This is a genomic window from Sphingomonas sp. UYEF23, assembly GCF_040546165.1.
GTDB lineage: Bacteria > Pseudomonadota > Alphaproteobacteria > Sphingomonadales > Sphingomonadaceae > Sphingomonas > Sphingomonas glacialis.
On the sequence record NZ_JBEPNG010000002.1, the window covers coordinates 1 to 24,951 of the forward strand.

Genomic DNA, 24,951 nt, shown 5'->3' on the forward strand with positions numbered 1-24,951 from the left:
TCCCCCGACCAGGCAGCCAGGGGAAGATCAAAACATGGGTCACTTCTCAGTGGAAATTATGCGCCTCCCGGGTCAGCTCTCAGTGGAAATCAACACTCTACTTTTGTTGTCACGGCGACCTGCCCACCGGGCAAGTCGAAGATAGATTTCTACGATACCGCAATCTCAGGCTTCGTACTTGAAGTTCGCGCCAGCGGCGGGAAGACCTATGCGCTCCGCTACCGCGATGAGCATGGGCGGCAACGCCAGTACAAGATCGGTATCCCCTCCGACATCTCCTGCCCCGAGGCGAGGAAGATAGCGCAGCGTGTGCGATCTCAAGTCACCACCGGTCGAAACCCTGCCGATGAGCGAAAGGAGCTGCGGCTTGTGCCGACCGTCGCCGAGTTGGCGAAGCGTTATCTCGACTACGCCCGTACCTATAAGCGCTCACACGATATCGATGAACGCTATCTGCGTCTCCATCTGCTGCCGCGCTTCGGCAAGCTGCACCTCGACCAACTCGACCAGACCGAGATCATGGAGTGGCTCGCCTCCAAGGTCGCGGAAGGCTATGCTCAGGCGACGGTCAACCGGTGGCAGGTGATCCTCTCGCACATGATGCGGATGGCCAAGAAGTGGGGTCTTCCCGGCTCCGAGCGGAACCCCCTGGAGGGAGTCAAGCAGCGCGAGTGCAACAACGCCAAGGAACGCTTTCTAAGCCCCGCTGAGACGAAGCGGCTGCAGGCGGCGGTCGAGAACAGCTCGAACACTCAGCTGAAGCATATTGTGGCGTTGCTGCTGCTGACCGGGTGCCGCAAGCGCGAGCTGCTGGACGCTCGATGGGAGCAGGTCGATTTGGCGCGCAAGGTGTGGCGCATCCCCACGAGCAAGAGCGGTAAAGCAAGGCACGTCCCGCTGTCCGATGACGCGATCAACGTCTTCGCATCGCTTCGCCATTTCAAGGACTGTCCGTGGGTCTTGCCCAATCCGGCGACCCTTGAGCCGTACACGTCGGTGTTTAACGCTTGGGATACTGCGCGACGGGAAGCTCACCTACCCGATATTCGCATGCACGATCTGCGACATTCGGCCGCGAGCAATATGGTGAACGCGGGGCAGTCGCTCTACGTTGTCGGCAAGGTTCTTGGGCACGCACAAGCCAAGACGACCGAGCGCTATGCTCATCTCTCGAACGAGACCTTGTTAAACGCGGTCAACGCTGCGTCGCTGGTCACGGGCACGACCTGGGCGCAACCAATAGAGGTGGCTGCGGCATAGCGATTTAATAGATGTGGGCGGCCGGTGTTCGGGGCATCGGCCGCTCCTCACGCAACATCGCCAATCCGCTTCTGTCGTAACGGCGTTTCGCGTAAGGCCACAGCGGCGCGACGCGATATTGGCGGATCTCATGCCGGGTTGCTCGTCCAGCGTCTCCCTGCCTCTGGAAATCTCTCAGACCAAACCCCAGGAGCAGGGAGGCCGCAATTGCGGCCTACCATGGAGCAACATGCTCAAGCGTGTTGACCACATCCCTCAAAATAAGCCTCCAACAAACCCGAGGCAGTTAACAACTCGGTTGCTTGTCTGGTTTTCCACAAGGCCCGGGCTGACATAAAGCAAGGACATCAGAGCTAACCGAGCTGAGGGATTCGGCAGCCTATTGCCTCTATAAACTGCGGATGCTGTATTTTTTTAAGCTGATTTCGGATGCTGATCCCCTCCCAGATGAGGAGGGTTCCGAGCTACCTGACCTTGAGACAGCAATTTTTCGCTCGATGAGGATGGCCCGGGAGATCATCGGGGAAGAGGCGAAGATGGGTAGGGTGCCTCTTGGGTGGTCAATCGAGATTGCCGACGAGACACGAGCAGCTGTTGCGACAACGGCGTTTGCCGATGTTGTCACGCTGCATTAAAAATAGCAGATCGAGAAATTGAACGACCGAAACTTGGGGCGAGCGCACCGTCCGCTTTTGGTCGTCGTCGCCTACGCAACCCGATTCGCGGCGAGCCGACCGAGAGGAGGTCAGAACGCGCGTCGTTTGATACGTGTCTGCTTTCGGCCAATAAATGATGATCAGCCACATCGACCGATCGAGCGATCGGCAGCGAACATGGCCAGCACGTCCGCCCGCCTGTCGCTTCAAGAAGGATTGACCACCTTCGCAGGCCGACCACGCTTTGGCTCCGATACCGAAGCCTCGGCCTTAGCAGGCGCTTTCTGACCCGGCTTTCGACCGAGGCCGATCTTCTTCGCCATATCACGACGCATTGCCGAGTAGGACGGCGCGGTCATGGGATAATCGGGCTTCAATCCGTAGCGGGCACGATATTCCGCAGGCGTCAGACCGTTGGTTGAGAGATGTCGGGTCAATGTTTTGTACCGCTTGCCGTCGATCATCGAGATAATGACGTCGGGATTTGCCAGCGATTTTCGAACAGTGACCGCGCCAGCAAATTCAGGAGCCGCCTCCTCAGCGGGTGCTTCGACCGGCGGGGTCGAAAGGTTGATCACTGCTTCATACATCGATTTCAAGAATGCCGGAACATCCTCTGCCGACGTGCGCGTATTCGGATTTGACAGCCATGCCATCGTCAATTCTGTAGCAAGTTCAACGGTGTTCGTAGTTTGGTCAGTCAATTTGGTTTTCCTTCCGAGGTGAGATTAGCAAAAAAATCCGTAAATCACTCTTTGCATAGCAGGTACGAGGCGTCCGCTATTTTGATGCGAAAAAGCATACCAGAAGGCGGATAGCCGGTATTTAACGGCGAAATGGAATGACCGTTGCGCTGTCCAGGAAAACAATCATGCCCTCCGCCGCCACGGTCTCAAGGAATGCTGCATCGGCTCCATCATCGGTGTCGAACTGTTCGTCCCAGACCATTGATGTGCCCTTGTCGTTTACAACCTCAAGCGACCAGCCAGGGCGATCCTCAAGCCTATAGATCTCAACTCGGACGCTCACGCCATCGCGACTCACTTCTCGCGACAAACTGGACGTGATTAGATTTGGCTCGCGATCGGGCACGTTGCTCTCCTCACCGTCAGATTAGCGCGGTATGATGGCTCCGCCAACTTCGGCCTGAGGGCATGAATCTCAAACGTGCGAACGGCGTATCTTGGTGGATGGCTGCCGTTCGCTATTTCGCCACTCGACGGCTATGCGCAGTAGTATGCCAAGGCCGGACGCTCGCCATCGTGGCGCAGCAGGCACGCGCACGGAGCCAACGATGAAAAGCAAAATCGTATTAATCGCGATGATCACAATGACCGCGGCACCTGCCGTGGTTCCTACCGCTGCATCGGCGCAACGCTACCATCGCAATCATCATCGCGTGTATTATGGCCATGGCAACTATCATCGTCACCCATGTGGCGGCGGCAACGGAGCTGTTGGAACGATAGCGGGGGGTGTCGGTGGTGCACTTCTTGGTAACGCGCTCGGCGGCGGCACTCTCGGCACGATCGCTGGCGGCGTCGGCGGCGGCCTGCTTGGTCGTCACTTTGACAAGACGCACTCGCGCCACGTCAACGGCTGCTAATTGGAATTGCCTCGGCTCTTCTGTTCGACGGAAGGGCCGGGGCTAGTCTCTAGGGTTCAATGGCCCGCGACGGTGAGCGATTGCAGACCTACTGCTTCAACGCTCTACAACCGTCCTCTCCTTCTTGGGCAAGATTGCGTTATGGCGACCAGGTAACGGCGAAGATTCGCAATAAGGCTAACGCCCCGCTAAGTGCGTTTGGTATTCCCACAGCGCAGTTGGGCGTGCGATGGCGCAGACCTGTGTTAAAGGCGTGTCCATTATGACTTCCCTCTCGGTAAAATTCTCGCAAGCGCTCGACCGTGGACGAAGAAACGTCCGTGCGCCGGACAGTCGTGAGGCCTTGCTCGCGACCCTACTTCGTAAACGGGCCACTGCTCACGCTATCGGTGCTGAAGACCTCGAAGCTCTTCTGCGCAACCAAATTCTATGGGCGTTGCCGATGCGAAAGGAGGCTGCCGAAGCGGTCGCTGCAGATCGTCATTCAGACCTGTAGCAATTAGGCGGCGCTGACAAAAGTCGTGCTTTGAGCGGCTGCCATTAAATCATTTCGTTTTCGATAGCCGACATTCCGGTGTCGTGAACAATGGCTTTGCCGTGTTGTGTGCAGCGACGAGAACTGGTGGAGCGGACATAGAACCTAATCCTCCAAGCTTGGATCGTAGTCTTGGCCTTTCGCTAAAATATCCCTGTCAGGACGCGGTCCAGTCGAGTCTTTGGCCGATAGAGAATCATCGCGACGATAGCCCCCAAGGTGCCCGTCACTGCGCCGCCCAGCACATCGCCTACATAATGGGTGCCAATATAGACGCGCGAGAAACATACGATGCCTGCCGCTATCGCGAATATCAGCCCCCGTATTGGCGCGTGGTGTAAAAAGAACGCTCCGGCTATCGCGACCGTGGCTGTTGCGTGATCAGACGGAAATGACGGATCGCCGCTTCGTTCAATCAATAGGCGCGTAAGGCCAGCATCGTATGGCCTAATCCGGTGCACGAACAGCAAAATGACCTGATTGAGGGCAAGCGCCAATCCAAACGAAAGCCCGCTCGCGATTAGGATATGGCGATTGCGCGAACGATCACCGGGCAACCACCATTGCGCTGCAACCGCAAGCACCAATGCCGGAACGCCCCACGCAGAAACGTGGATTAGCAAATAATCGAGCGTGGCGCTGTGCCCAGAAAGACCGTTGATCGATTGGGTCGCGGAAGCATCGAGACTATGCATTCTGCCCCCCTAAACCAGCGAGCCGGGCGTTTCCATCTGGAAGAAGCGGAATGTCTGAAATTGGGCGTTTCCTGCCCGTCCGCTTCCCCCCTGCCAGCTGCCTGTCGGTTTTCAACACCTGCGGTCACGCTGGCGTTTCTCGAACGGCAATAATTGATGGTTAGACACCAGTCTGGTATAATAAACCATTTATACATCACAGTGCTTTATCGGTGTCCTCAGCGGGAGGCGTCGTTGCACATAATCATCAAACACGAAAAATTGCATTTCATCGAAGTAAAGCTGATTGGCTTGTGCTCGATGGACGAATTTAGCGTGTTCGTGGACGAACTTCGTGCAGCGATTGCCAATTTTCCGGTCGGCGATCGGCCGCCCGCAACTCTCTACGACTTCACCGATGCGAAGATACAAACCCAAGAGGTTGTTGCTGCCATGAAAGCTTTGGCGGAACATCCCGCAATGGTTCACCGGCGTGTCGCGTTGTACACCGAAGGGGTCTTGGCCCGTCGGCAAGCCCTGCGAATCTCCGAGAACCGCCCGAACATGTGCGTGTTCAAGGGGCGTGCCGCCGCTCTCGACTGGCTGACGGCGAATGACCTGATGTCATCTTAAGCGGTTATAGCGTGTGCCAATAGCTTCATTCTAGTTACGTTCGCGATGCCCGCAATTGGTCGATTTCGGCGTGGCCGCTTTCTAGCCCAATAGCTGCCGGTCAGCTTTCAAGGGAACCACGCGCTGGATCGACGCCCAAACGTGAATATTTGGTAGAGAGCAGTCGTTCGCCTTTCCGAAGCAAGCTAGGAATGCTGCCTAACTAGTTGGGCCTTTTTGTGGTATGGTAAGACATCGCCACCGATCATGCCGCGAGCAGGGTGGCGACCGAGGGCAAAGGCTGGCTCCCGCTTGCACGTGGAGGACCAACATGGCCGAAATTGAAGATATGGCATTCCTGGTGGTGCGAGAGCGACAATCCCGCGAGTCGGCAGCAGTGCCGGGAGATATTGCGGTGCAGCGTGCGCACCTCGGTATGGCGGACTGCTATGCCGCCAGAATATCCGTCCTAAAATCGCAAACCCTGTAGGTCAAACACATATATAGGCCCTCGGCAGATGGGTCGAACATCTCGCAAGCTGGCTCGTAAAGCATTTCCAATGTTGTTTGGGAGTGTGACCGCATTTCCACCAGATAGCCGCTCCGCTTTCGGGGCGTATCGCAATGCGCCGGAGGGACGGATGGCAAAACTGGTGGTCTATTGACGATACTGACGACTTATCTGTTCGAGAACTGCACGTAAGCCGTCGTCAACCTGATCGATTGCGGCAAGGGCGCGCCAATCAGCGGCCAAGGCAGCGTATCGTACTCGGTGCTCACGCGGGACGGCAACTGCGGCCATAGCGTCCATCGCAATGGCCTTGGCCAGACATTGGAGATGATCGCGTAAGGGCAAATGTGTCACGAAGGTGCTCCAGCCCTAGGCTTAGTTAGCCATGAGCGCCATTTCGCGAATGTTCGCAAGTGGTCGTTTGCAGCCTGTTCGCCTCTCAGTTCGACCGCTGCCGATCGACCTTGGGCACCGTCCTGAGACCGCGATAGCAGGCGCCGAAAGGGGTAGGTTTCGACCTTGCACAAGCCGTTGTGCTGGGACGGTGGCAGGCCGCCTCCTGCAAATGTATTGGACCAACGTTCTTTCAAAAGGCAACGCGGTGACTCGCAGAGACAAGCGGGTTTGGGACGTCGATGGGTGGTAGGTGAAATGCCGCTCTAAAAGCAGCCTAAAGCACTGAAGGATATAAGCAAATATGCTAGCTAATCTAAATCTGTTCATGCTGGTCAGTGCGTTGATGGGCACCGATACGATGCAGGCCGCCTATGCGCATGCCATTGCAGACGGATACCGTTTCTACAGCTACGGTGACGCCAGTCTGCTGCTGCCAGACAGGGGGGTGCGTGCATGAGTCTGATTCTGCTGCTCGCGCTCGCTGCGCAGGTGCCGCCGCCGGCAGCGCCGGTTCCGCCGCGCCAGCCGGGCGCGACGATCGTCGCCGAACCCGCCGCGCTGTTCATCGCCGCCTGCGACGCCAATGGTGATGCGCGCACGACGCGCGCCGAGTTGACCGCCTGCGTCGCGCGCAGTTTCGTCGATGCCGGGCCGAACCCCGCCGGATCGGCTGGCTATATCGGCTATAGCGATTGGGCGCAGAAATGGCTCGGCGACCGCAACGCGCTGCCGAGCCCGTATCAAGTCGATGCCGACACCGACAACCGCATCACCCTCGCCGAACTCCAGGCGCAATTCGGCGTGCTGTTCGACCGCTTCGATCTCGACAAGGATGGCGTCGTAACTCGCTCTGAACTGGTGACGATCCGCAGCGCCGCCGTCCCGCAGGACGGCGATGGCGGCAAACGTCGCGGCCGGCGCTGAGATCGCCCGATGTCGCCGCGCTATCGTCTCGTGATCTTCGATTTCGACGGGACTCTGGCCGATAGCGCGGACTGGTTCCTGTCGATCGCCGACCACCTCGCCGAGCGCTTCAAGTTTCGTAAGGTCGCCGCAGACGAGGTCGAATTGCTGCGCGGCAAGACGTCGAGCGAAGTGATCCGCCATCTCGGCATCCCGCGCTGGAAGCTGCCTGCGATCGGCCGCTATACACACGACCTGCTCGCCCAACAGACCGATCGTATCGCGCTGTTCGACGGGATCCCGGCGTTGCTCCAGCAATTGGCGGCGAGCGGCGTGCGGATTGCACTCGTCACGTCGAATGCCGAGGACAATGCCCGCGCCATTCTGGGCCCTGCCAATGCCGCGTTGATCGAGCGGTTCGAATGTGGCGCGTCGCTGTTCGGCAAAGCGCGGCGCTATCGTCGCGTATTGCGCAAATGCGACATCGCGCAGAGCGAGGCGATTTCGATCGGCGACGAGACGCGCGATGTCGTTGCGGCGAAGAAGGTCGGGATCTGCTCGGGCGCCGTGCTGTGGGGCTATGCCAATCGCGACGTACTGACGCGGCTTGAGCCCGATATGCTGTTCGAAACACCCGACCACGTGCTGCGCCATGTGCTGGGCGAGGGCGCCGCGCTCGCCGCATAGCGGAAACGCGTGACTTCGGCGGCGCCATCGCGCTACCCCGTGCCATGTCCACCGCACCCATCACCCCCGCGTTCGCCCCGACCAGCCACAAGGGGCTGACCTATCCGTTCGGCGGCGCCGAGCCTGACGCGCACGACGTGATGCCAGTGGCACCCGGCATTGGCTGGGTCCGGCTGCACGTTCCCGGGCCGCTCAAGCACGTCAATTGCTGGCTGCTCGATGACGATGGCGGCGTTGCGCTGGTCGATACGGGGATGAACACGACCGAGGCGCGCGATGCCTGGAAGGCGCTGTCGAAAGGGCCTCTCGCCGGCGTGCGCGTGACGCAAATGATCGGCACGCATTTCCACCCCGACCATATCGGGCTCGCCGGCTGGATGTGCGACAAGCATGGCTGCCCGCTCGTGATGACGCGCGGCGAGTGGCTCACCGCGCGGATGCTGGTGGCCGACGCGCGCGACGCGGTGCCCGACGAGATGCTCGCCTTCTGGCGCGGCGCTGGATGGGACGATGCGCAAATCGCGCATGCGTGCGAACGCGGCTGGGCTGGGTTCCGCCGGATCGTCACGCCGTTGCCGCTCGGCTACACGCGGATCCAGCATGGCGACACGCTGCGGATCGGGCAAACCGAGTGGCAGATCGTCGTCGGATCGGGACACAGCCCCGAACACGCCTGCCTCTACGATCCTGCGGCCAAGGTGCTGATCGCGGGCGACCAAGTGTTGCCGCGGATCAGCCCCAACATCTCGCTCGGCGTGACCGAGCCCGCTGCCGATCCGCTCGGCGAATGGTTCGAATCGATCGCGCGGCTCAAGCAATTGCCCGACGATCTGCTCGTCCTGCCCGGGCATGGCGACCCGTTCACCGGGCTGCACGCGCGGCTCGACGCGATGGACCGCGAACATCGCGAACGGCTCGACGAGCTCGAGGTGTTCCTCGCCGAGCCCAAACGCGCGATCGACTGTTTCGGGCGGCTGTTTCGCCGTGCGATCGGTCCCGACATGCTCGGCATGGCGACGGGCGAGGCGCTCGCGCACGTGCGGCGGCTCGAGGTCGAGGGGCGGGCGGTGCGCGCGGTCGAGGACGGCGTGTGGTGGTGGCGCGCGGTCTAGCGTCCCCGGGATCGTCGAGGATCGGCAGGATATCCGTCGCGAAAAATTTCCCTATGGTGCGGCAAACGCCTCAATGGCGATTCGCGAGGAGAGAGACCGATGTGTGACGATTTCACCGTGGCCGAGAATGACGCGCATCTCGCCGATCCGTCGCTCACCCGCCGCGGCTTTGCCACGATCGCCGGTGCGGCCGGGCTCGCGATGCTGCTCCCGGCGCCGGCCAACGCCGCCAAGATCCTCGGCCGCGACGTCGTGATCGACACGCCCGACGGCAAAGCCGACGCCTATTTCGTCGCACCCGCGACCGGCAAGGCGCCCGGCGTGCTCGTCTGGCCCGACATCATGGGGTTGCGCCCGGCGTTCCGGCAGATGGCCGATCGGCTCGCGCAATCGGGCTATGCAGTTCTGGTCGTCAACCAATTCTACCGCTCGGTGAAATCGCCGATCATCGCGCCGGGCGAGGATTTCGGGCAGCCCGAAGTGCGCGCGAAAATCATGCCCTATGTCCAGGCGCTCAGCACCGACGGCACGACGCGCGACGCGCTCGCCTTCACCGCCTGGCTCGACGCGCAGAAGCAGGTCGACCGCGGCAAGGGTCTCGCGACCACTGGCTATTGCATGGGCGGCCCGATGGTGATGCGCACCGCGGCCGCCAACCCGACACGAGTCCGCGCGGGCGCGAGCTTCCACGGCGGCGGGCTCGCCACCGACAAGCCCGACAGCCCGCATCTGCTGATCCCCAAGATGAAGGCGAGCTACCTCGTCGCGATCGCTGCGAATGACGACGCACGTGATCCCGCTGCCAAGGACACGCTGCGCACCGCGTTTGCCGCAGCCAAGCTGCCCGCCGAGATCGAGGTCTATACCGGCACGATGCACGGTTGGACCCCGCCCGACAGCAAGGTCTACAATGCAGCGCAGGCCGACAAGGCGTGGGCGCGGATGCTGGCGCTCTTCGCCAAGTCCCTCTGAGGATTGACGCTTCGGCTCAGTAATGTTCTTCTATTGTTCTTGCTGACCGATTCGGAGACCGATTATGGCGCTAACCTTCTATACCAACCCGATGTCGCGCGGGCGGATCGCGCGCTGGATGCTCGAGGAGGTCGGCGCGCCGTATGAAACGGTCGTGCTCGATTATGCGACGACGATGAAGGGCGAGGCGTATCGGTCAATCAATCCGATGGGGAAGGTGCCCGCGATCGTCCACGACGGACATGTGTTGACCGAGGGGGCGGCGATCTGCGCCTATCTCGCCGACGCCTTTCCCGAAGCCGGGCTCGCACCGCCGCTCAGCGAGCGCGCCGATTATTATCGCTGGCTGTTTTTTGCGGCGGGGCCGGTCGAGCATGCCGTGACCAACAAGTCGCTCGGCGTGACGCCGACCGATGATCAGCAACGGATGGCGGGCTATGGTCATTTCGATCTGACGGTCGATGTGCTGGAGAAAGCGGTGTCGGCCAATCCGTACATTGCTGGGGAAAGCTTCAGCGCGGCCGATGTCTATGCCGGATCGCAAGTCGCGTGGGGCGTGATGTTCGGTTCACTGCCGAAGCGCGCGGCGTTCGAGGACTATCTCGGCCGGATCCTCAGCCGCCCGGCGTACAAGCGCGCTGGCGAGATCGACGATGCGCTGATCGCGCAGGCGGCGGCGGCAGGGTAACCCAATTCCTTCCTCGCCTAGCGGGGAGGGGGGGCCACGAGCCTTCTGCACGCCGGGGTGGTGGAATGGGGCGGCCACAAGCGATCCGCTGGCGTGGAGCCTCCCCCCGCTCGATGCGCAGAGTCCCGCTCCCCTGTTCAGTGGGAGGATTGACGATGGTAAAAGTATAGGCCGCGTCGGCTCCGACACCGTCGCATAGAACAGCGTCGACAGCCCGCCCGAAGCGGCAGCCGCCGCCGCTTACCCAGCGATCCGCAGGCTCACTCGGTCAGTGTCAGCTTGGCGAGCAGGAATGCCGGCATCGGGCCGTTCCAACCGCCGTCGTCGACGGCATCGATCGGCGCGATCTGGTTGGGAACCTCGGCGCGCGGCGCGTCGCTCTCGCGGGTCGGGCGCGTATCGCGCTGCTGTCGCGTGTCGCGGGCCGAACGGTCGTCGCGCGGGGCGCGCTCCTCACGCGCAGGGCGTTCGTCACGAGCCGGACGCTCGTCACGAGCTGGGCGTTCCGCGCGAGCAGGTCGTTCTTCACGAGCCGGACGCTCTTCGCGGGCAGGTCGCTCCTCGCGTGCGGGCCGTTCCTCGCGAGCAGGCCGCTCCTCACGCGCAGGACGTTCCGCCCGCGGCGCGCGTTCGTCGCGCGGAGCGCGGGCCGGGCGCTCGGACTCGACCGCCGTCTCGACCTCGGCGGGTGCGGCCTCGGGCTTCGCAGCCGCCTTGGGGCGACGCCGCGCCTTGGTCGCCGCGCGCGGCGCTTCGGCGTCGTCGGACGCGACGACCGGTGCTTCGCCCGCTTCATAGCGCTCGATCTTCAAGCCGGTCAGCTTCTCGATATTCTGGATGTTCTCGACGTCATCGGGCGTCGCGAAGGTAAACGCGATCCCCGTCGCACCGGCGCGGCCGGTGCGGCCGATGCGGTGGACATAGTCGTCGGGATGCCATGGCGCATCGAAGTTGAAGACGTGGCTCACGCCCTTCACGTCGATCCCGCGTGCCGCCACGTCGGACGCGACGAGGATGCTGACCTCGCCCTTCTTGAAGCGGTCGAGCTCGGCGATCCGCTGCGATTGCTCCATGTCGCCATGGATCTCGCTCGACGCGAAGCCGGCGCGCTGGAGCGCCTTGTTAAGCTCGCGCACCGTGGTCTTGCGGTTCGAGAAGATGATCCCGGTCTTGACGTCTTCCTGGCGCAGCAGCTCGATCAATTTGTCGCGCTTCTTGGCGGCGGTGACGTGCACCAGCCACTGCTTGATGTTGACGTTGGCGGTCGCGGGGCGCGCGACTTCGATCGTCTTGGGATTGTCGAGGAACTTGTCGGCGAGCTTCTTGATCGGCGGCGGCATCGTCGCCGAGAAGAGCAAGGTCTGCCGCGTCTTTGGCAGCTTGGTGCAGATTTCCTCGATGTCGGGGATGAACCCCATGTCGAGCATCCGGTCGGCCTCGTCGATCACCAGCATCGAACAGCCGGTCAGCAGAATCTTGCCGCGCCCGAACAGATCCATCAGCCGGCCCGGCGTCGCGATCAGGACGTCGACGCCCTTTTCGAGCGCGGCGGTCTGGTCGCCCATCGACACGCCGCCGATCAGCAGCGCCATCGAGAGCTTGTGATACTTGCCGTATTTCTCGAAATTCTCGGCGACTTGCGCGGCGAGTTCGCGCGTCGGCTCGAGGATCAGCGTGCGCGGCATGCGGGCGCGGCTGCGGCCTTCGCCGAGGATGTCGATCATCGGCAGCACGAAGGCGGCGGTCTTGCCGGTGCCCGTCTGCGCGACGGCAACGAGGTCCTTGCCCATCAGGATCGAGGGGATCGCGCTGGCCTGGATCGGAGTCGGCTCGGTATAGCCCGACTCGTTGACGGCGCGCTGGAGTTCGTCGGAAAGGCCGAGATCGGCAAAAGTCATGCGGTGTCCGGAAAAAGCGCCGGGGCGAAAGCGCCCACGAACAGGGCAAAGCGCTTGCGGATTAAGCCGCGAATGTCAAGAAAAAGGGCATCGCAAGCCTCATCGCTTGGCGACGAGCCGCCGGAAACGCTCGATTTTGCACGCGCTGCCCGAGCGCGAGCGAATCGAGTCGCGGTCGGCGCAGACCATCGCATCCGACGTGCCTTTCACGTACAATCCCGAATAGAAATCGAGCGCCGGGCAATCGTCGTCGAACTCCGCGCGCAACCGCGTACCATCGGCGACGAGCAGATCGACGCTGTCGCTGCCAGTGATGACTGCGCCTTCGATCGCCCCCATCGGCACGCATTTCGGGCCCTTCTTGGTGACCCAGCGCTGCTCGGCAAACTCCGAACGCTCCTCGGCGCGCCGCCCGAAAACGCGCGGGATGCGAATCACGATGCGCTGGTGGATCGACAATTGCGCCAGTTCGACACGGTCGAACGGCCCCATCTCGGCCGAAGCAGCCGGGGCGAGCGCAAGCAACACGGTGAGGGGAAGGACCAGGTTCGGCATTGGGGACGCGGGGTTACCCTATAGGCTTGAACAGCGGATGAATTGGCGGCGTGCGAAGGGCGGTGATAGAGGCAGCGATATGACCATGATACAGCCCAGTCCGCGCCAGACCAGCCTCATCGACGCCGTGCGTGCCGCGCTTGGCGACGCTGCGGTGACGACCGATCCGGGCGACATCGCGCCGTGGCTCGACGACTGGCGCGGACGCTATCACGGCCGCAGCCCCGCGATCCTTTCGCCCGACAGCACCGCGGCGGTCGCGACGGTGATGCGGCTCGCCGCCGAACACGGCGTTCCGCTCGTACCACAAGGCGGGAACACCTCGATGGTCGGTGGCGCGACGCCGCCCGCCGACGGTTCGGCGGTGATCGTCTCGTTGCGGCGGATGAACCGGATTCGCTCGATCGACCCTGCCGCCGGGCTCGCGGTCGCCGAGGCAGGCGTGATCCTCGCCAATCTCCATGCCGCGGCCGAGGCGGAGGGGATGCGCTTCCCGCTGACGCTCGGCGCCCGCGGAAGCGCGACGATCGGCGGGCTCGCCTCGACCAATGCCGGCGGCACGCAAGTGCTGCGCTTCGGGACGATGCGTGGGCTCGTCGCAGGCGTCGAGGCGGTGTTGCCGAACGGCGAAATCCATGACGGTCTTGCCGCGTTGAAAAAGGACAATCGCGGCTATGATCTCGATCATCTGCTGATCGGCGCCGAGGGGACGCTCGGCATCCTCACCGCGGTCACGCTCCGCCTGTATCCGGCGATCGCGCAGCGCGCCGTCGCCTGGGTCGGGCTCGCCGACCCCGAAACCGCGCTCGCCTTGCTGCGCCGGCTCGAACGGCAGACCGATACGATCGAGAGCTTCGAGATCGTCTCGGGCGATTCGCTCGCGCAAGTGCTCACGCATATCCCGGGTACGCGCGCACCACTCGCGACCACGCATCGCTGGCACGTGCTGATCGAATCGGTCGCGACCGATCCTGCCGCCGAGTCGCCCGCGGCGCTGCTCGAGCGCCTGCTCGCCCCGGCGCTCGCCGATGGGCAAGCCGCCGATGCGACGATCGCCGCATCGGAGGCGCAGGCCGAGGCGTTCTGGCGGATTCGCGATTCGCTGTCCGAGGCCGAACGCGCCAGTGGCCCTGCGATGCAGCACGATATCTCGGTCCCCGTCGCAAGCATGCCGCGCTTCATGGTCGAGGCCGCCGCCGCCGCCGAGGCGCGCTTTCCCGGGAGCCACGCCACCGCCTTTGGCCATCTCGGCGATGGCAACGTCCATTTCCACGTCCGCGCGCCCGCCGGGGTCGACCCCGCGCGCTGGTATGCCGAGGATGCGCCGGGGGTCACGCGCTTCGTCCACGATCTTGTCGTCGCGGCGGGCGGATCGATCTCGGCCGAGCACGGCATCGGCCAGATGAAGCGCGCCGAACTCGCGCGCCTGTCCTCGCCCGCGCGCATGGCCGCGCTTCGTGCGATCAAGGCGGGACTCGATCCTTATGGGTTGATGAACCCCGATAAACTGCTCGGCCTTGCGGAAAGCCCTCCTGCACCATAGAGCCAGCGGCCATCCGGCGTAGCAAACCGCAGCGCTTTGACGTTCGATGGAGAATCCCGATGGCCAGCGCGCCGCAATCGCTTCCGCTCTTCTACAACGCGCTCGAGCCGCTTTCGAGCGAGACGCATGCCGCCTTCAAGATGCGCATGCTCGACCGCGCGACCTTCCTCGTCGGCCAGCACGCCATTCCGATCACCGTCGACGAATTCGTGATGGCGCAGCGCACGTTGCCAATCGTCTTCACCAGCGGCGACGATGCGATCCCGATCGCGCTGATGGGCCTCAACGAAGGCGTCAACGTCTTCATCGGCGACGACGGCAAGCTGACCGAAGATACGGTCTATGTCCCGGCCTATGTCCGCCGCTATCCCTTCATGCTCGCGCGGCTGCGTCCCGACGCCGAGGAACTGTCGCTCTGCTTCGATCCGACCGGCGAGGCGATCGGCGCGTTCGACGATGGCGAGGCGCTGTTCGCCGACGGCAAGCCGACCGAAGTCGTCCAGAACATCCTGGGCTTCAACGAGCAGTTCGAGCAGGCCGGCGCACGCACCGCCAACTTCATGTCCGAACTGCGCGAGATGGGCTTGCTGATGGAAGGCGAAGTCACGCTGCAGGTCGAGGGCAACGAGCAGCCGTTCATCTACCGCGGCTTCCAGATGGTCAATGAAGAGAAGCTCAACGAGCTGCGCGGCGACCAGCTGCGCAAGATCCAGAAGTCGGGCCTGCTCCCGCTGATCTACGCTCACCTCTTCTCGCTCTCGACGTTGCCGCAGATCTTCGATCGGCAGGTCAAGCTCGGCAAGGCACCGGTGCCGCAGCTCGTCAACTGATGGCGCGCAGCGCGATCGTTCGGATCGATCGCTATTCGCGCGGCGCGATCTGGTTTCACTGGATCATCGCCGCGCTGATCGGGGTCAATCTGGCGATCGGGCTGCTGCACGAATCGCTGCTCGACGGGGTCGCGGGCGCGATCCCGCTGCACAAGTCGATCGGGCTCACCGTGCTGGCGCTGACGCTGGCACGGATCTCCTGGCGGCTGACGCATCGCCCGCCGCGGCTGCCTGCGACCTTGTCGACATGGGAGCGCGCGGCGGCGCGGGCGAGCCACGTCGCCTTCTACGCGCTGCTCCTCGCGCTCCCGCTGTCGGGCTGGGCGATGGGCTCGGCGGGGCGCGAAGCGCGCTATCCGCTGCGCTGGTTCGCGCTGTTCGACGTACCCCGTCTGCCCGTCTCGGCGCAGACCGCTGCGGTCGGCGACGCGGCGCATTCGGTCCTTGGATATGCGATGGCCGCGCTCGTTGTCGTGCATGTCGCTGCCGCGCTGCGGCATCATTTCCTGCTACGTAACGGCGTGCTCGCGCGGATGCTGCCGGGCGTGCGAAAGCGCGATCGCGCCGAATTCTGACGAACTGTTGCCGGCGAAACTTTTGCCCTTGAAGGCCGAAAAGCGTCAACCTATATCCCTCGTACGCGGACCCGTGTTCCCCCCTTTCGCGGGACCGCGCGGCGCCCTTTCAGGGCGCCTCCTCCCTGAACCTTGGCCACCGCGTGCTGCATTGCACGCGGTGGTTTTTTTATTCCGCAGCGAGCGCCAGCCCGGCGGTCGCTTCGTCCGCGAGCGCGTCGATGATCGCGCGGAGCAGCCGTGCGATCGCGGGCATGCCGTCGCCGGGCTGATCTCCTGCCGCATCGAGATACAGCGTCCGGTCGAATTCGATCTGCAAAGCATGGACCCCCGCACCGGGGCGGGCCTGCGTGTCGAGGATATGCCCGCCGGCATACGGCGCATTGCGCGCGACGGCATGGCCCGACGCTTTCGCCGTCTCCTCTGCCACCGCGACGAAGCGGGATGCTGCACTGCGCCCGAAGCGGTCGCCCAGCACGATTCGCGGCGCACCAGCGCCCAGCGTCGGCATCGAATGGACGTCGAGCAGAATGGCCACCCCGAAGCGGGCGCGTGCCGCCGCCAGTGCCGTTGCGAGTGCTGCGTGATACGGGCGATGATCGTCGCGGATCCGCGCCGCCACGTCATAGCCATCGAGCCGCCGCCGCCACAGTTCGCCCGCCCCTGCGACGCGCCGCGGGATCAGCCCGAGCCCGCCGCGCAGCTTGGCGGTGGCGAGCGGCTGCGACGTCCAGGTCGCGCCCTCGTCGATCATCGGATCGCGTTCCTGCTCCGAGCGGTTGAGGTCGATCCAGGCGCGTGCGCGGCGCTGGATGAACATCGTCTCGCGCGCATGCGCGGCGAGCGCGACCGCATCGATGTAGCGGTCCTCGAGCACCGTCACCGCATTTAACGGCACGCGCAGCGCGGCCTGCAGCGCCACCGGATAGTCGCGGCCGGCATGCGGCACCGACAGCACGACCGGGCTGGCGGGCGGATCGTCGCCATAGCGCTCGAACGAAGGCGGTAGGGAAGCCATGGGACAATACCTACCATAAGCCCGCGCCGATCCGGCTGGAAAATGTTAAGGCCTGTGCGCATAGGATCGCGCGGTACGGAAGCGGCGCGGCCGCGAAGCGGGATTTTGGACATGATACGCATTTTGCTCGCCGAGGATGATCGCGTGATGCGCGAATATCTGACGCGTGCGCTCGAACGCTCGGGCTATGCCGTCGCCGCGGTCGACCGCGGGACCGCGGCGATCCCGCTGCTCGAAAGCCAGCATTTCGACCTGTTGCTCACCGACATCGTGATGCCCGAGATGGACGGCATTGAACTCGCGCAGAAGGCCGCCGATCTCGCGCCCGACTTGCGCGTGATGTTCATCACCGGATTCGCCGCGGTGACGCTCAAGGCCGGCAAGACCATGCCGCAGGCGCGCGTGCTGTCGAAGCCGTTCCACCTGCGCGATCTGGTGCTGGAGGTCGACCGCATGTTCGAGCTCGAACGAATGAGCGACAATATCTGATTTTTCCGCACTGCAAGTGCTTGCGCCCGGGCAAAGGCTTCGCTACAGCCCGCCCCTCGCTAGGCACTGCCGCAGCGAAGTGGGCGTGTAGCTCAGTGGTAGAGCACTGTGTTGACATCGCAGGGGTCGCAAGTTCAATCCTTGCCACGCCCACCATTAAAAGCCCGCCAAACTCAGTGAGTTGGCGGGCTTTTTTGTTGCTGGTTGCTTGAGAAGCGGGGCCGCTTGCGGTGCAGCAAAGTCATCTCGACTGCAAACGTCGTCGCCCCAACCGAGCCTTAGCGGAGCAGCACGGCGCGCCGGTTGCAACGTTGCCAGCTCCTGCGGTCGCTCAGCGGTGCCTGGGTCGGACCGGGATCGAGCCGCGCGCAGACAGACGGCTGTCCGACGATGCATCGTTCGATCCCGACGCGCTGTGGCGGGCACCGCATGAGGGCGACATCGACGCCACGACGCTTCCGGCGCTCGGCGCCTTGGCGCGCGCGCTGGAGGCAAACGGCAGGCTCGGCCGGTGTCCGTAGTCGTCGTTATGCGCTGCGTCGCCGTGTAGGGGCGCGGAAATCGGCGGGTTTTCCGGCGATCCAGCGAAGATAGTGCCGTATATCATCACGTTCGCGCAACAGCTCCATCGAACCATAGGCCGAAGCCAGTTCACGGTTCGTCACGAAGGCATGGATGGTACGGTGGCAGATCGGATGCACTGGCACGGTCGTCGTGCCTCCCTCGCTCTTGGGAACACCGTGATGTCGCTCCACGCGGTGTCCGAGAGGCCGGCCGCATAACGCGCAGCGCGCATCTTCGGGCTGTGTCGCCGTTCTTGCGGCAACCTCCGCGAGCCCAGCTATCCGTTTCACGCGACCGCCCATGCCCGGCATATGGTGGTTCGGCGCGCACTTTCGAGGGTGCGTCCCGGGATCGCTTTGATGAGACGCTCGCATAGCCGCTCAATCGATCGTTATAGTCGCTGGCCGATGCGCGAGGGTCCAAGATGTCCGATCGATTTGCTGTCCTGCTTCAATACGCCCTGCCGAAACAGCGCCTGACCCTTCTGGCGGGTCGTATCGCCAGCGCGCGAGGTGGTGCGATGACCACTCGACTGATCCGATGGTTCGTCGCCCGATACGGGGTCGACATGAGCGAAGCCGAAAATTCGGATGTCGCCAGCTATGCCAGCTTCAACGACTTTTTCTCGCGGCCCTTGCGGGCGGGCATTCGCCCCTTGGCGCAGGCTGACTTCATCTGCCCAGTCGATGGCGCGATCAGCCAAGTCGGGGCGATCGACGACCATCACATCGTGCAAGCCAAGGGACACCGGTTCACCACGACCGAACTGGTCGGCGGCGACGCCACACTGGCTGCCGAGTTCCGTCATGGCAGTTTTGCAAATCTGTATCTGTCGCCACGCGACTATCACCGGCTGCATATGCCGTGTGCCGGCAGCCTGATCCGGATGCGTCACATTCCGGGCACGCTGTTTTCCGTGAACCCCGTCACCGTACGCGGCGTGCCCAATCTGTTTGCGCGAAATGAACGTCTCGTGTGCGTGTTCGAGAGCTCGGAGCATGGCACGTTCGTGATGGTGCTCGTCGGAGCCACGATCGTCGGGAGCATCGCGACCGCATGGCACGGCACCGTCAATGCAAAGCGGACTGGCAAGCCGACGGAATGGCGCTATGCCGATCAAGCGATTGCGCTCGAGCAGGGCGAGGAAATGGGGCGCTTCCTGCTTGGCTCGACGATCGTGATGCTATTCCGGCAGGGAACGATTGCGTTTGATCAAAGCTGGATGCCGGCGCGGCCGGTGCGGCTTGGTGAGCGCATGGGCGATCGCCCGATGTGACACCCGAGGCTCAACCAGCAGATTTGTTTCGTAAATCCGCTACACCCCAGATGCCCACATGGAATGGCTTGGGGCTCACCCGGCCCTGGACGTTTGCAACCGGCGCGCGCCGCCGTCGCGCGGGTTGCGACTTTGATCCTAGCCCCGCCCCGACTTTTTTGTCGGCGCGCTGATGTCGTCCGCCCAGTGCATTTTTGGCGGTGCGATCGCATTGCATCGGGTGTCGTCTGTACGGCTGCCTACCGTTCCCGACCTCGGTGCCGACTCGGCCGTGCGATGTGTCGGAATCGCGTTGCTCGAGCTACCTGAGTCTCGACCTGGTGGAAGGCACGACGTCCCCAACCCGGAGCGCAAACTACGCCAGTGGAGGCATTTTCCGGGTTTCGTTCATCCTGTGGAAAGAAACCGTTGCAGAAATGTGACAAAATCTCGGGTCGGCAAGATTATTACGCTGCGGTGCAACATCGGCTGCAAAAGCTTGTTAAGGGCGCACCGGGCTTCCGGACACATACCCGGCACACCCCCTAAAAAACGTCCGTAAATTAAGGTCATTCCACATGCGTACTCTTAAAATCGCCGCTGCCGCGTTGGCCGTGGTCGTCGCTGCGCCCGCTTTCGCCCAGGACGCGCCCGCCGCTGCGCCAGTCGAAACCGCTCCGACCGCACCCGACGGCAGCCGTGCATTCGGCATCGAGCCCTATGTCGGCGTGATGGGCGGCTGGGAACAGTTCGACAACCAGCCCAACCACGGCATCCCGCGCGCGCTCAACGCCAATGGCTCGCTGCGCAACAACTATCGCCTCGCCGGTGCGCTGGTGCAGGGCGTCGTCGGCGTCAACGTTCCGCTCGGTCCGGTGTTCGTCGGTGTTGAAGGCAACGTCATCAAGGGCGTGTCGGGCAACATCAACTGGGAATATGGCGCAGCAGGCCGCTTCGGCGTCCGCGCTGGCGACAGCGGTATGTTCTACGGCAAGGTCGGCTACCAGTGGGTCGAGTTCGACAAGTTCCCCGCCTATACGACGGGCAACCGCAACGACAAGAAGTATGACTCGATCACCTACGGCATCGGCACCGAGTTCGGCCCCAAGGACATCGGTCTCAAGGGCATCACGGGCAATGCGGGCTTCCGCATCCGTGCCGAGGTCAACACCTACAGCAACTTCAAGAGCCTGCGGCCGATGCTGGGCGTGATCACGCACTTCTAAGCCTAAACTTTTCGGACAGCGCGAGGGGGCGGGGAGTGGCGACACTCCCCGCCCTTTTCGTGTCCGGCGCAGAGCGCGCGTCGCGCCGCTCAGAACTCGCTGTGGAGCCGCACGCCGACCGTCTGCGGGACGATCGGGATGATGTAGGGCCGCTGACCGCAGCTGCCGCATTCCTGGAAGCGCGCGATCTGCCCGCGCGTGTCGAACGCATTCTGGAGGAACAGCTCGATGCTGAAGCGGTTGAACTCCGCGCCGAGTGCAAAATCGGCGCTGGTGAAGGCGGCGAGCCGGCCGAGCACCGCGGCGGGGTTGTAGACGTCTCCGGTCGGATATTTGGTCGCGGTGCGGATGTCCGACGCGGCCGAGCTTTGGTGCGAGACGACGCCCTGGCCGTACGCCTTGAAGCTGCCGACCGGCACCGAATAGCGCGCCGACGCGCTCCCCTTGAAGCGCGGCGTGATCGGCAGCCGCGTGCCTGCCGGCGCCGAGACGATGTTGCCATTGCCGGTGTCGGTGCAGCGATACGTCGGATCGTCGATCAGGCACAGATTCTGCCGCGTCTTGGCGTCGTTATACGCTCCCGACGCGCTGAGCGTCAGCCCGCCGAGGTTGAGGTTGCCGTTGAGCTCGATCCCGCGGACGCGCGCATTCGGGCCGTTGTGGATCTCGGTGAAGCTGTTTGCGCCGAGATAGGAGAATTGGAACTTGGCCCAATCCTCCTGATAGATTGCGCCGTTGATATGCGCTCGTCCACCGAGCAGCGTGGTCTTGGCGCCGAATTCGTAATTGGTCAGATAATCGGCGGCATAGGGCGCGACGTCGGCGCGCCGGTTGATCCCACCCGGGCGGAAGCCGCGCGAAACGGTCCCGTAGAGCAGCACGCCGCGCACCGGCTTCCAGCTGAGATTGGCGCGATAGGTGACGCCCTGGCCCGAGGCCTTGACCGGTTGGACCCCAAGCCCTCCGACAAAATTGCCGAGATTGGTACACGGGCTCCCGGCGACTGCGGCGGGGGCGAGCGTGGTCGATGCGCCCGCGGCGACGGCTTCGCGCAGCCGCGTGCCGTTGGTGGTGAAGCACCCTGCGACACCCGTGCGCGAGCTGCCCGCGCCGTTATACGGCGTGTCCGAATAGTTGCCCGACGGATTGCGACCGAAGCCGAAGAAGCCGATCAGCGAATTGTCGTAGATGAAGGCACGCGCGCCCGCTGTCGCGGTGAGCGTCGGGGTGATGTCGAAGCTCGCCTCCCCGAACATCGCATAATCCTTGTCGACGCGGTGCTGCTGCGTCAGCCACAAGGTGCCCGGCGATCCGTTGACCGAGAGCGCGGTGGCGAGCCCGGCGACGCGGTAGTCCTGGTTGATGTCGTTGCTCTGGCGTTGGTAGAATGCGCCCGCGACGATCCGGAAGCGGTCGCTTGCGGGGCTCGCGACGCGCAGCTCCTGGCTCAGTTTCTTGAAATGGTCGGTCGCCACCACGTTCTGCAACGGGGCGATCTGCCGTCCGGCATTGTCCTTGTAATAGAAATAGCCGGCGAGCCCGCCGACCGATGAATAGAGATTGTCATACGCCTCGGCATAATCGGTATAGTCGCTCGACTGCGCCGCCTTGCGGTCGAGATACGCGCCGGCATAGGTCAGGTCCCAATTGCCGACCTTGCCCTCGATCGTCAGCGCTGCCTGGACGTAGCGGTCGCGCCGATATTCGGGCAGGAAATGCTGGAGCTTGAGGTCGCCGACCTTGGGGTCATACCCATAGGCACCGTGGCTGCGGGTATCCTGGTACATGACGGTCGGCGTCACGGTCCAATTGCTGTCGAGATCGATCTTCAGCGCGGCGCGGCCGCCGGCGATTTCGGTGTCGTTATAGTCTTTCTTGACGAAGCTGGCGTTGTTGACGGTGATGCCGTCCTTCACGCAATTGCCCGCGGCGTCGAAGTTGGTGCCACCGCAGAAGCGGCGTGTACCCGCGACATTGTCGATATAGCCGGCGTCGCGCTGGTAGAAGCCGACGACGCGGAGCGCGATATTGTCCGCAAGCGGGATGTTGAGCATCCCCTCGGCCTTGCCGCCGAAGCCGCCCTTGCTGACGTGATTGCCCTCGACATCGGCACGGCCGTAGAAATGCGAGAGATCGGGCTTGTTGGTGATGATACGGACGGTGCCCGCCTCCGACGAGGCGCCGAACAGCGTGCCCTGCGGCCCCGACAGGCTCTCGATCCGCGCGACGTCATAGATATGGACGTCGAGATTGCCGCCGACCGTCGTGACCGGCTGCTCGTCGAGATAGACGCCGACCGCGGGGAGCGAGCCCGAATGGTTGCCTTCGCCGCCCGCCGCGATGCCGCGCTGGTAGATCACGATCTGGCCGGGATTGCCGCCGGCATTGGCGGCGGGCTGGAACGACACCGACGGTAATTGCTTCGCATATTGCGCGAAGTTGGTGATGTTGAGCTGGTCGAGCGCCTTGGTCGGCAGCGCCTGGACCGCGATCGGCACGCTCTGCAGCGTTTCCGAGCGCTTGGTCGCGGTGACGACGATGTCGCCGCCATCGACGACAGGCTCGGAGGGCGGCGTCCGCTCGGCTGGTGCGGTCTGCGCCAGCGCTGGGCTGACGCAGGCGACCGATGACAGCAATGCAGCGACGACGGCGCGGTGCCCAAACAGCGACATCAAATTCCCCCTTACGATGTTGCGGAGAAGCTGTTCGCGACTGCGGTATTCGTCAAGCGTGCAGCAACACGACAGCAACAATGCTGCGCAAGCGTGGCGGAATTACAACGCGTTCGGTGCTGCCGGATAGGCGTCGAGCGTCTCGCCGAGCGCCGCCGTGAGGGGGCCGAGCCACGGCTCGAACGGCTTCCACGCGTCGGTGCCCTCGCGGAAGATCGGGCGGCGCACTTGCTCCGAACTCGCCGTCCGTACCGCGCGCTCGGTTTCATGGAAGGCGAGGCAGGCCGGCTCGAACGCGAGTCCGCATGCGGTCAGCAGCGCGCGCACCGTGGACTCGGTATCGTCCACCATGTCTTCGTACAGCACGCGGTGGACGCGACCGGGGAGCACGGCATCGACATGCGCCATCAGCCGTACGTAATCGCGATAGTAACGCCCCATATCCTCGAGCCCGTAGCTGAAGCCCTGACCGCGCGCGAAATGCTGTTTGAAGTTGGAAAAGCAGCAGCCGAGCGGATGCCGCCGCGCGTCGATGATCCGCGCGTTGGGCAGGATCGCCTGGATGAAGGCAACGTGTGCCCAATTGTTGGGGAGTTTGTCGATGAAGAACGGGCGGTCGGTGCGGCGCTGGATGCGGGTGCGTGCAAGATACGCTTCGCCGGCCTCGCGCAGCCGCTCGGGCGACCAGTCGGCAAGGCCCTCGGGATATGCCGGTTCGCCGCGGGCGAGCGCGGGGATGTTGGGGAGCTCGCTCGTGCCCTCGACCTGGCTGTGGCTCGACAGGATCTGTTCGATTAGCGTCGATCCAGCGCGCGGCATGCCGAGGATGAAGATCGGGTCTGGGGCAGGACAGCCCGAACCGGTGCGCTCGGCAAAGAAGCTGGCGTCGAACGCCGCGATGCTGCGATCGACGAAGCGCGTCGTCTCCTCGGCGTCATACGCCAGCTGCGCGCGGCGGCGCGCATTGCCAGCGGCATAATGCGCGAATGCTGCCTCGGCCTGGCGGCGATCCTCGAACGCCTTGCCGAGCGCGAAATCGAGGTGGAAGCGGTCCTCGTCCGAGATCCCCGTCGCAGCGAGCGCCGCCTCCATCCGCGCGATGTCGGCCTCGTCGAAGCGCACCGTCTTGAGATTGGCGAGGCTCCACCACGCTTCGCCAAGACTCGGCAACAGATCGATCGCGCGGCGGTACGCGGCGATCCCGTCGGCCTGACGCCCGACGGTCTTGAGCATATGGCCAAAGCTCATCCACACGCGCGGCTGTGCCGGGGCGTCGGCGAGCACGCGCTCGTACAGCGCGATCGCCGCGTCGAAATCGCCGATCCGGCCGAACGCGGCGGCCTGGAGATTGGCGTGGCCGGGATTGTCGGGGTCTTCGACCACCACGGTGGCGAGCTCGGCGATCGCCTCGGACGGGCGGTTGAGGCGGTAGAGCACCAGCGCGAGATTGGCGCGCGCCGCGGTGAAGGCGGGCGACAGCTCGATCGCGCGGCGCAGCAACACCTCGGCATCGCGGTAGCGCCCGATCCGCCCGGCAAGCTCGGCGAGCATTCGCATCGCGGCGACGTCGAACGGATCGTGCTTGAGCTGCTGCTTGAGCAAAGGTTCGGCATCGGACAGCCGATTGTCGTGGAGCGCGAGCGCGGCCTCGACCAAGGCCGGCGCGTAACGCGATTGCGGGAGGGGAGGGGATGCCATGCGATCCCCTGTGTAG

Annotated in this window: 25 protein-coding genes, 1 tRNA gene and 1 pseudogene; 18 read left to right on the top strand and 9 right to left on the bottom strand. The window is 63.6% G+C overall.

Features of this window, described 5'->3' with window-relative positions; genetic code table 11:
* Both ABIB28_RS03175 and ABIB28_RS03180 read left to right on the top strand, forming a co-directional pair.
* On the top strand, positions 1 to 1,260 hold a 1,260-nt coding region (locus ABIB28_RS03175), incomplete at its 5' end, for a site-specific integrase (protein WP_354286344.1).
* Between the two features lie 401 nt (positions 1,261 to 1,661).
* Positions 1,662 to 1,895, top strand: coding sequence for a DUF6894 family protein (locus ABIB28_RS03180; protein WP_354286346.1), 234 nt, complete (start codon positions 1,662 to 1,664; stop codon positions 1,893 to 1,895).
* 227 nt (positions 1,896 to 2,122) lie between these two features.
* Here ABIB28_RS03180 and ABIB28_RS03185 read toward each other — a convergent pair whose 3' ends face one another.
* Both ABIB28_RS03185 and ABIB28_RS03190 read right to left on the bottom strand, forming a co-directional pair.
* Complete coding sequence (locus ABIB28_RS03185; RefSeq protein WP_354286348.1) at positions 2,123 to 2,620, bottom strand: Ros/MucR family transcriptional regulator; 498 nt, start codon at positions 2,618 to 2,620, stop codon at positions 2,123 to 2,125.
* Between the two features lie 121 nt (positions 2,621 to 2,741).
* Complete coding sequence (locus tag ABIB28_RS03190; RefSeq protein ID WP_354286350.1) at positions 2,742 to 3,008, bottom strand: hypothetical protein; 267 nt, start codon at positions 3,006 to 3,008, stop codon at positions 2,742 to 2,744.
* A gap of 202 nt (positions 3,009 to 3,210) precedes the next feature.
* On the opposite strand from ABIB28_RS03190, the gene ABIB28_RS03195 reads away from it, so the two are divergent.
* Complete coding sequence (locus tag ABIB28_RS03195; protein ID WP_354286351.1) at positions 3,211 to 3,522, top strand: hypothetical protein; 312 nt, start codon at positions 3,211 to 3,213, stop codon at positions 3,520 to 3,522.
* Between the two features lie 678 nt (positions 3,523 to 4,200).
* On the opposite strand, the gene ABIB28_RS03200 is transcribed toward ABIB28_RS03195, so the two are convergent.
* On the bottom strand, positions 4,201 to 4,752 hold the full coding sequence (locus ABIB28_RS03200) for a phosphatase PAP2 family protein (RefSeq protein WP_354286353.1): 552 nt from the start codon (positions 4,750 to 4,752) through the stop codon (positions 4,201 to 4,203).
* Between the two features lie 234 nt (positions 4,753 to 4,986).
* Here ABIB28_RS03200 and ABIB28_RS03205 point away from each other — a divergent pair, with 234 nt between their 5' ends.
* The 8 genes and pseudogenes from ABIB28_RS03205 (at position 4,987) to ABIB28_RS03240 (ending at position 10,612) form a co-directional block, all read left to right on the top strand.
* A complete protein-coding gene (locus ABIB28_RS03205) occupies positions 4,987 to 5,364 on the top strand; it encodes a hypothetical protein (RefSeq protein ID WP_354286355.1) in 378 nt (125 codons plus the stop codon).
* A gap of 310 nt (positions 5,365 to 5,674) precedes the next feature.
* Positions 5,675 to 5,833, top strand: coding sequence for a hypothetical protein (locus ABIB28_RS03210; RefSeq protein WP_354286357.1), 159 nt, complete (start codon positions 5,675 to 5,677; stop codon positions 5,831 to 5,833).
* Positions 5,834 to 6,554: 721 nt separating this feature from the next.
* A pseudogene (locus ABIB28_RS03215) lies at positions 6,555 to 6,707 on the top strand (S-adenosylmethionine:tRNA ribosyltransferase-isomerase); the annotation flags it as partial.
* A complete protein-coding gene (locus ABIB28_RS03220; RefSeq protein WP_354286359.1) occupies positions 6,704 to 7,174 on the top strand; it encodes an EF-hand domain-containing protein in 471 nt (156 codons plus the stop codon). The pseudogene ABIB28_RS03215 and the gene ABIB28_RS03220, both read left to right, overlap by 4 nt.
* 9 nt (positions 7,175 to 7,183) lie before the next feature.
* On the top strand, positions 7,184 to 7,840 hold the full coding sequence (locus ABIB28_RS03225; protein ID WP_354286361.1) for an HAD hydrolase-like protein: 657 nt from the start codon (positions 7,184 to 7,186) through the stop codon (positions 7,838 to 7,840).
* Between the two features lie 44 nt (positions 7,841 to 7,884).
* Positions 7,885 to 8,952 carry an MBL fold metallo-hydrolase gene (locus tag ABIB28_RS03230; protein ID WP_354286363.1) on the top strand — a complete coding sequence of 356 codons (1,068 nt, stop codon included), beginning with the start codon at positions 7,885 to 7,887 and terminating at the stop codon, positions 8,950 to 8,952.
* 99 nt (positions 8,953 to 9,051) lie between these two features.
* Positions 9,052 to 9,924: a dienelactone hydrolase family protein gene (locus tag ABIB28_RS03235; protein WP_354286365.1), complete on the top strand. Its 873-nt coding sequence runs from the start codon at positions 9,052 to 9,054 to the stop codon at positions 9,922 to 9,924.
* 64 nt (positions 9,925 to 9,988) lie between these two features.
* Complete coding sequence (locus tag ABIB28_RS03240; RefSeq protein ID WP_354286367.1) at positions 9,989 to 10,612, top strand: glutathione S-transferase family protein; 624 nt, start codon at positions 9,989 to 9,991, stop codon at positions 10,610 to 10,612.
* 260 nt (positions 10,613 to 10,872) lie between these two features.
* Here ABIB28_RS03240 and ABIB28_RS03245 read toward each other — a convergent pair whose 3' ends face one another.
* Positions 10,873 to 12,510: a DEAD/DEAH box helicase gene (locus ABIB28_RS03245; protein WP_354286369.1), complete on the bottom strand. Its 1,638-nt coding sequence runs from the start codon at positions 12,508 to 12,510 to the stop codon at positions 10,873 to 10,875.
* 99 nt (positions 12,511 to 12,609) lie between these two features.
* Complete coding sequence (locus ABIB28_RS03250) at positions 12,610 to 13,065, bottom strand: hypothetical protein (protein WP_354286370.1); 456 nt, start codon at positions 13,063 to 13,065, stop codon at positions 12,610 to 12,612.
* A gap of 85 nt (positions 13,066 to 13,150) precedes the next feature.
* Between ABIB28_RS03250 and ABIB28_RS03255 the strand changes: the two genes are divergently transcribed.
* From ABIB28_RS03255 to ABIB28_RS03265, 3 genes are read left to right on the top strand one after another with little or no spacing between them, the layout of a single operon-like run.
* Entirely contained in the window at positions 13,151 to 14,608 is a 1,458-nt protein-coding gene (locus tag ABIB28_RS03255; protein WP_502958215.1) for an FAD-binding oxidoreductase, read from the top strand.
* A 59-nt stretch (positions 14,609 to 14,667) separates the two neighbouring features.
* Positions 14,668 to 15,438 carry a SapC family protein gene (locus ABIB28_RS03260; protein ID WP_133190192.1) on the top strand — a complete coding sequence of 257 codons (771 nt, stop codon included), beginning with the start codon at positions 14,668 to 14,670 and terminating at the stop codon, positions 15,436 to 15,438.
* Complete coding sequence (locus ABIB28_RS03265; RefSeq protein ID WP_354286374.1) at positions 15,438 to 16,013, top strand: cytochrome b; 576 nt, start codon at positions 15,438 to 15,440, stop codon at positions 16,011 to 16,013. The genes ABIB28_RS03260 and ABIB28_RS03265 overlap by 1 nt, the downstream gene beginning before the upstream one ends.
* Positions 16,014 to 16,182: 169 nt before the next feature.
* On the opposite strand, the gene ABIB28_RS03270 is transcribed toward ABIB28_RS03265, so the two are convergent.
* A complete protein-coding gene (locus ABIB28_RS03270; protein ID WP_189677164.1) occupies positions 16,183 to 17,031 on the bottom strand; it encodes an N-formylglutamate amidohydrolase in 849 nt (282 codons plus the stop codon).
* A gap of 111 nt (positions 17,032 to 17,142) precedes the next feature.
* On the opposite strand from ABIB28_RS03270, the gene cpdR reads away from it, so the two are divergent.
* Entirely contained in the window at positions 17,143 to 17,520 is a 378-nt protein-coding gene (gene cpdR, locus ABIB28_RS03275; protein WP_133190186.1) for a cell cycle two-component system response regulator CpdR, read from the top strand.
* 81 nt (positions 17,521 to 17,601) lie between these two features.
* Positions 17,602 to 17,676, top strand: a tRNA-Val gene (locus tag ABIB28_RS03280).
* Positions 17,677 to 18,047: 371 nt separating this feature from the next.
* Here the strand turns inward: ABIB28_RS03280 and ABIB28_RS03285 are convergent.
* Complete coding sequence (locus tag ABIB28_RS03285) at positions 18,048 to 18,386, bottom strand: HNH endonuclease (RefSeq protein WP_354286376.1); 339 nt, start codon at positions 18,384 to 18,386, stop codon at positions 18,048 to 18,050.
* Positions 18,387 to 18,508: 122 nt separating this feature from the next.
* Here ABIB28_RS03285 and asd point away from each other — a divergent pair, with 122 nt between their 5' ends.
* Both asd and ABIB28_RS03295 read left to right on the top strand, forming a co-directional pair.
* Positions 18,509 to 19,360 (top strand): archaetidylserine decarboxylase, encoded by an 852-nt coding sequence (gene asd, locus ABIB28_RS03290; RefSeq protein WP_354286378.1) that lies wholly within the window; start codon positions 18,509 to 18,511, stop codon positions 19,358 to 19,360.
* Positions 19,361 to 19,917: 557 nt separating this feature from the next.
* Entirely contained in the window at positions 19,918 to 20,565 is a 648-nt protein-coding gene (locus tag ABIB28_RS03295) for an outer membrane protein (protein WP_133190182.1), read from the top strand.
* A gap of 89 nt (positions 20,566 to 20,654) precedes the next feature.
* Here ABIB28_RS03295 and ABIB28_RS03300 read toward each other — a convergent pair whose 3' ends face one another.
* Both ABIB28_RS03300 and ABIB28_RS03305 read right to left on the bottom strand, forming a co-directional pair.
* On the bottom strand, positions 20,655 to 23,237 hold the full coding sequence (locus tag ABIB28_RS03300; protein WP_354286379.1) for a TonB-dependent receptor: 2,583 nt from the start codon (positions 23,235 to 23,237) through the stop codon (positions 20,655 to 20,657).
* Positions 23,238 to 23,339: 102 nt separating this feature from the next.
* Positions 23,340 to 24,935, bottom strand: a complete 1,596-nt coding sequence (locus ABIB28_RS03305; RefSeq protein WP_354286381.1) for a tetratricopeptide repeat-containing sulfotransferase family protein — start codon at positions 24,933 to 24,935, stop codon at positions 23,340 to 23,342.
* Positions 24,936 to 24,951 lie beyond the last annotated feature (16 nt).

Bases quoted from the DNA above. Each gene is read 5' to 3' on its own strand.
- ABIB28_RS03180 (WP_354286346.1), top strand. From the start codon at position 1,662: ATGCTGTATTTTTTTAAGCTGATTTCGGATGCTGATCCCCTCCCAGAT.
- ABIB28_RS03195 (WP_354286351.1), top strand. From the start codon at position 3,211: ATGAAAAGCAAAATCGTATTAATCGCGATGATCACAATGACCGCGGCA.
- ABIB28_RS03200 (WP_354286353.1), bottom strand. From the start codon at position 4,752: ATGCATAGTCTCGATGCTTCCGCGACCCAATCGATCAACGGTCTTTCT.
- ABIB28_RS03210 (WP_354286357.1), top strand. From the start codon at position 5,675: ATGGCCGAAATTGAAGATATGGCATTCCTGGTGGTGCGAGAGCGACAA.
- ABIB28_RS03220 (WP_354286359.1), top strand. From the start codon at position 6,704: ATGAGTCTGATTCTGCTGCTCGCGCTCGCTGCGCAGGTGCCGCCGCCG.
- ABIB28_RS03225 (WP_354286361.1), top strand. From the start codon at position 7,184: ATGTCGCCGCGCTATCGTCTCGTGATCTTCGATTTCGACGGGACTCTG.
- ABIB28_RS03230 (WP_354286363.1), top strand. From the start codon at position 7,885: ATGTCCACCGCACCCATCACCCCCGCGTTCGCCCCGACCAGCCACAAG.
- ABIB28_RS03235 (WP_354286365.1), top strand. From the start codon at position 9,052: ATGTGTGACGATTTCACCGTGGCCGAGAATGACGCGCATCTCGCCGAT.
- ABIB28_RS03240 (WP_354286367.1), top strand. From the start codon at position 9,989: ATGGCGCTAACCTTCTATACCAACCCGATGTCGCGCGGGCGGATCGCG.
- ABIB28_RS03245 (WP_354286369.1), bottom strand. From the start codon at position 12,510: ATGACTTTTGCCGATCTCGGCCTTTCCGACGAACTCCAGCGCGCCGTC.
- ABIB28_RS03250 (WP_354286370.1), bottom strand. From the start codon at position 13,065: ATGCCGAACCTGGTCCTTCCCCTCACCGTGTTGCTTGCGCTCGCCCCG.
- ABIB28_RS03255 (WP_502958215.1), top strand. From the start codon at position 13,151: ATGATACAGCCCAGTCCGCGCCAGACCAGCCTCATCGACGCCGTGCGT.
- ABIB28_RS03260 (WP_133190192.1), top strand. From the start codon at position 14,668: ATGGCCAGCGCGCCGCAATCGCTTCCGCTCTTCTACAACGCGCTCGAG.
- ABIB28_RS03265 (WP_354286374.1), top strand. From the start codon at position 15,438: ATGGCGCGCAGCGCGATCGTTCGGATCGATCGCTATTCGCGCGGCGCG.
- ABIB28_RS03270 (WP_189677164.1), bottom strand. From the start codon at position 17,031: ATGGCTTCCCTACCGCCTTCGTTCGAGCGCTATGGCGACGATCCGCCC.
- cpdR (WP_133190186.1), top strand. From the start codon at position 17,143: ATGATACGCATTTTGCTCGCCGAGGATGATCGCGTGATGCGCGAATAT.
- ABIB28_RS03285 (WP_354286376.1), bottom strand. From the start codon at position 18,386: ATGGGCGGTCGCGTGAAACGGATAGCTGGGCTCGCGGAGGTTGCCGCA.
- asd (WP_354286378.1), top strand. From the start codon at position 18,509: ATGTCCGATCGATTTGCTGTCCTGCTTCAATACGCCCTGCCGAAACAG.
- ABIB28_RS03295 (WP_133190182.1), top strand. From the start codon at position 19,918: ATGCGTACTCTTAAAATCGCCGCTGCCGCGTTGGCCGTGGTCGTCGCT.
- ABIB28_RS03300 (WP_354286379.1), bottom strand. From the start codon at position 23,237: ATGTCGCTGTTTGGGCACCGCGCCGTCGTCGCTGCATTGCTGTCATCG.
- ABIB28_RS03305 (WP_354286381.1), bottom strand. From the start codon at position 24,935: ATGGCATCCCCTCCCCTCCCGCAATCGCGTTACGCGCCGGCCTTGGTC.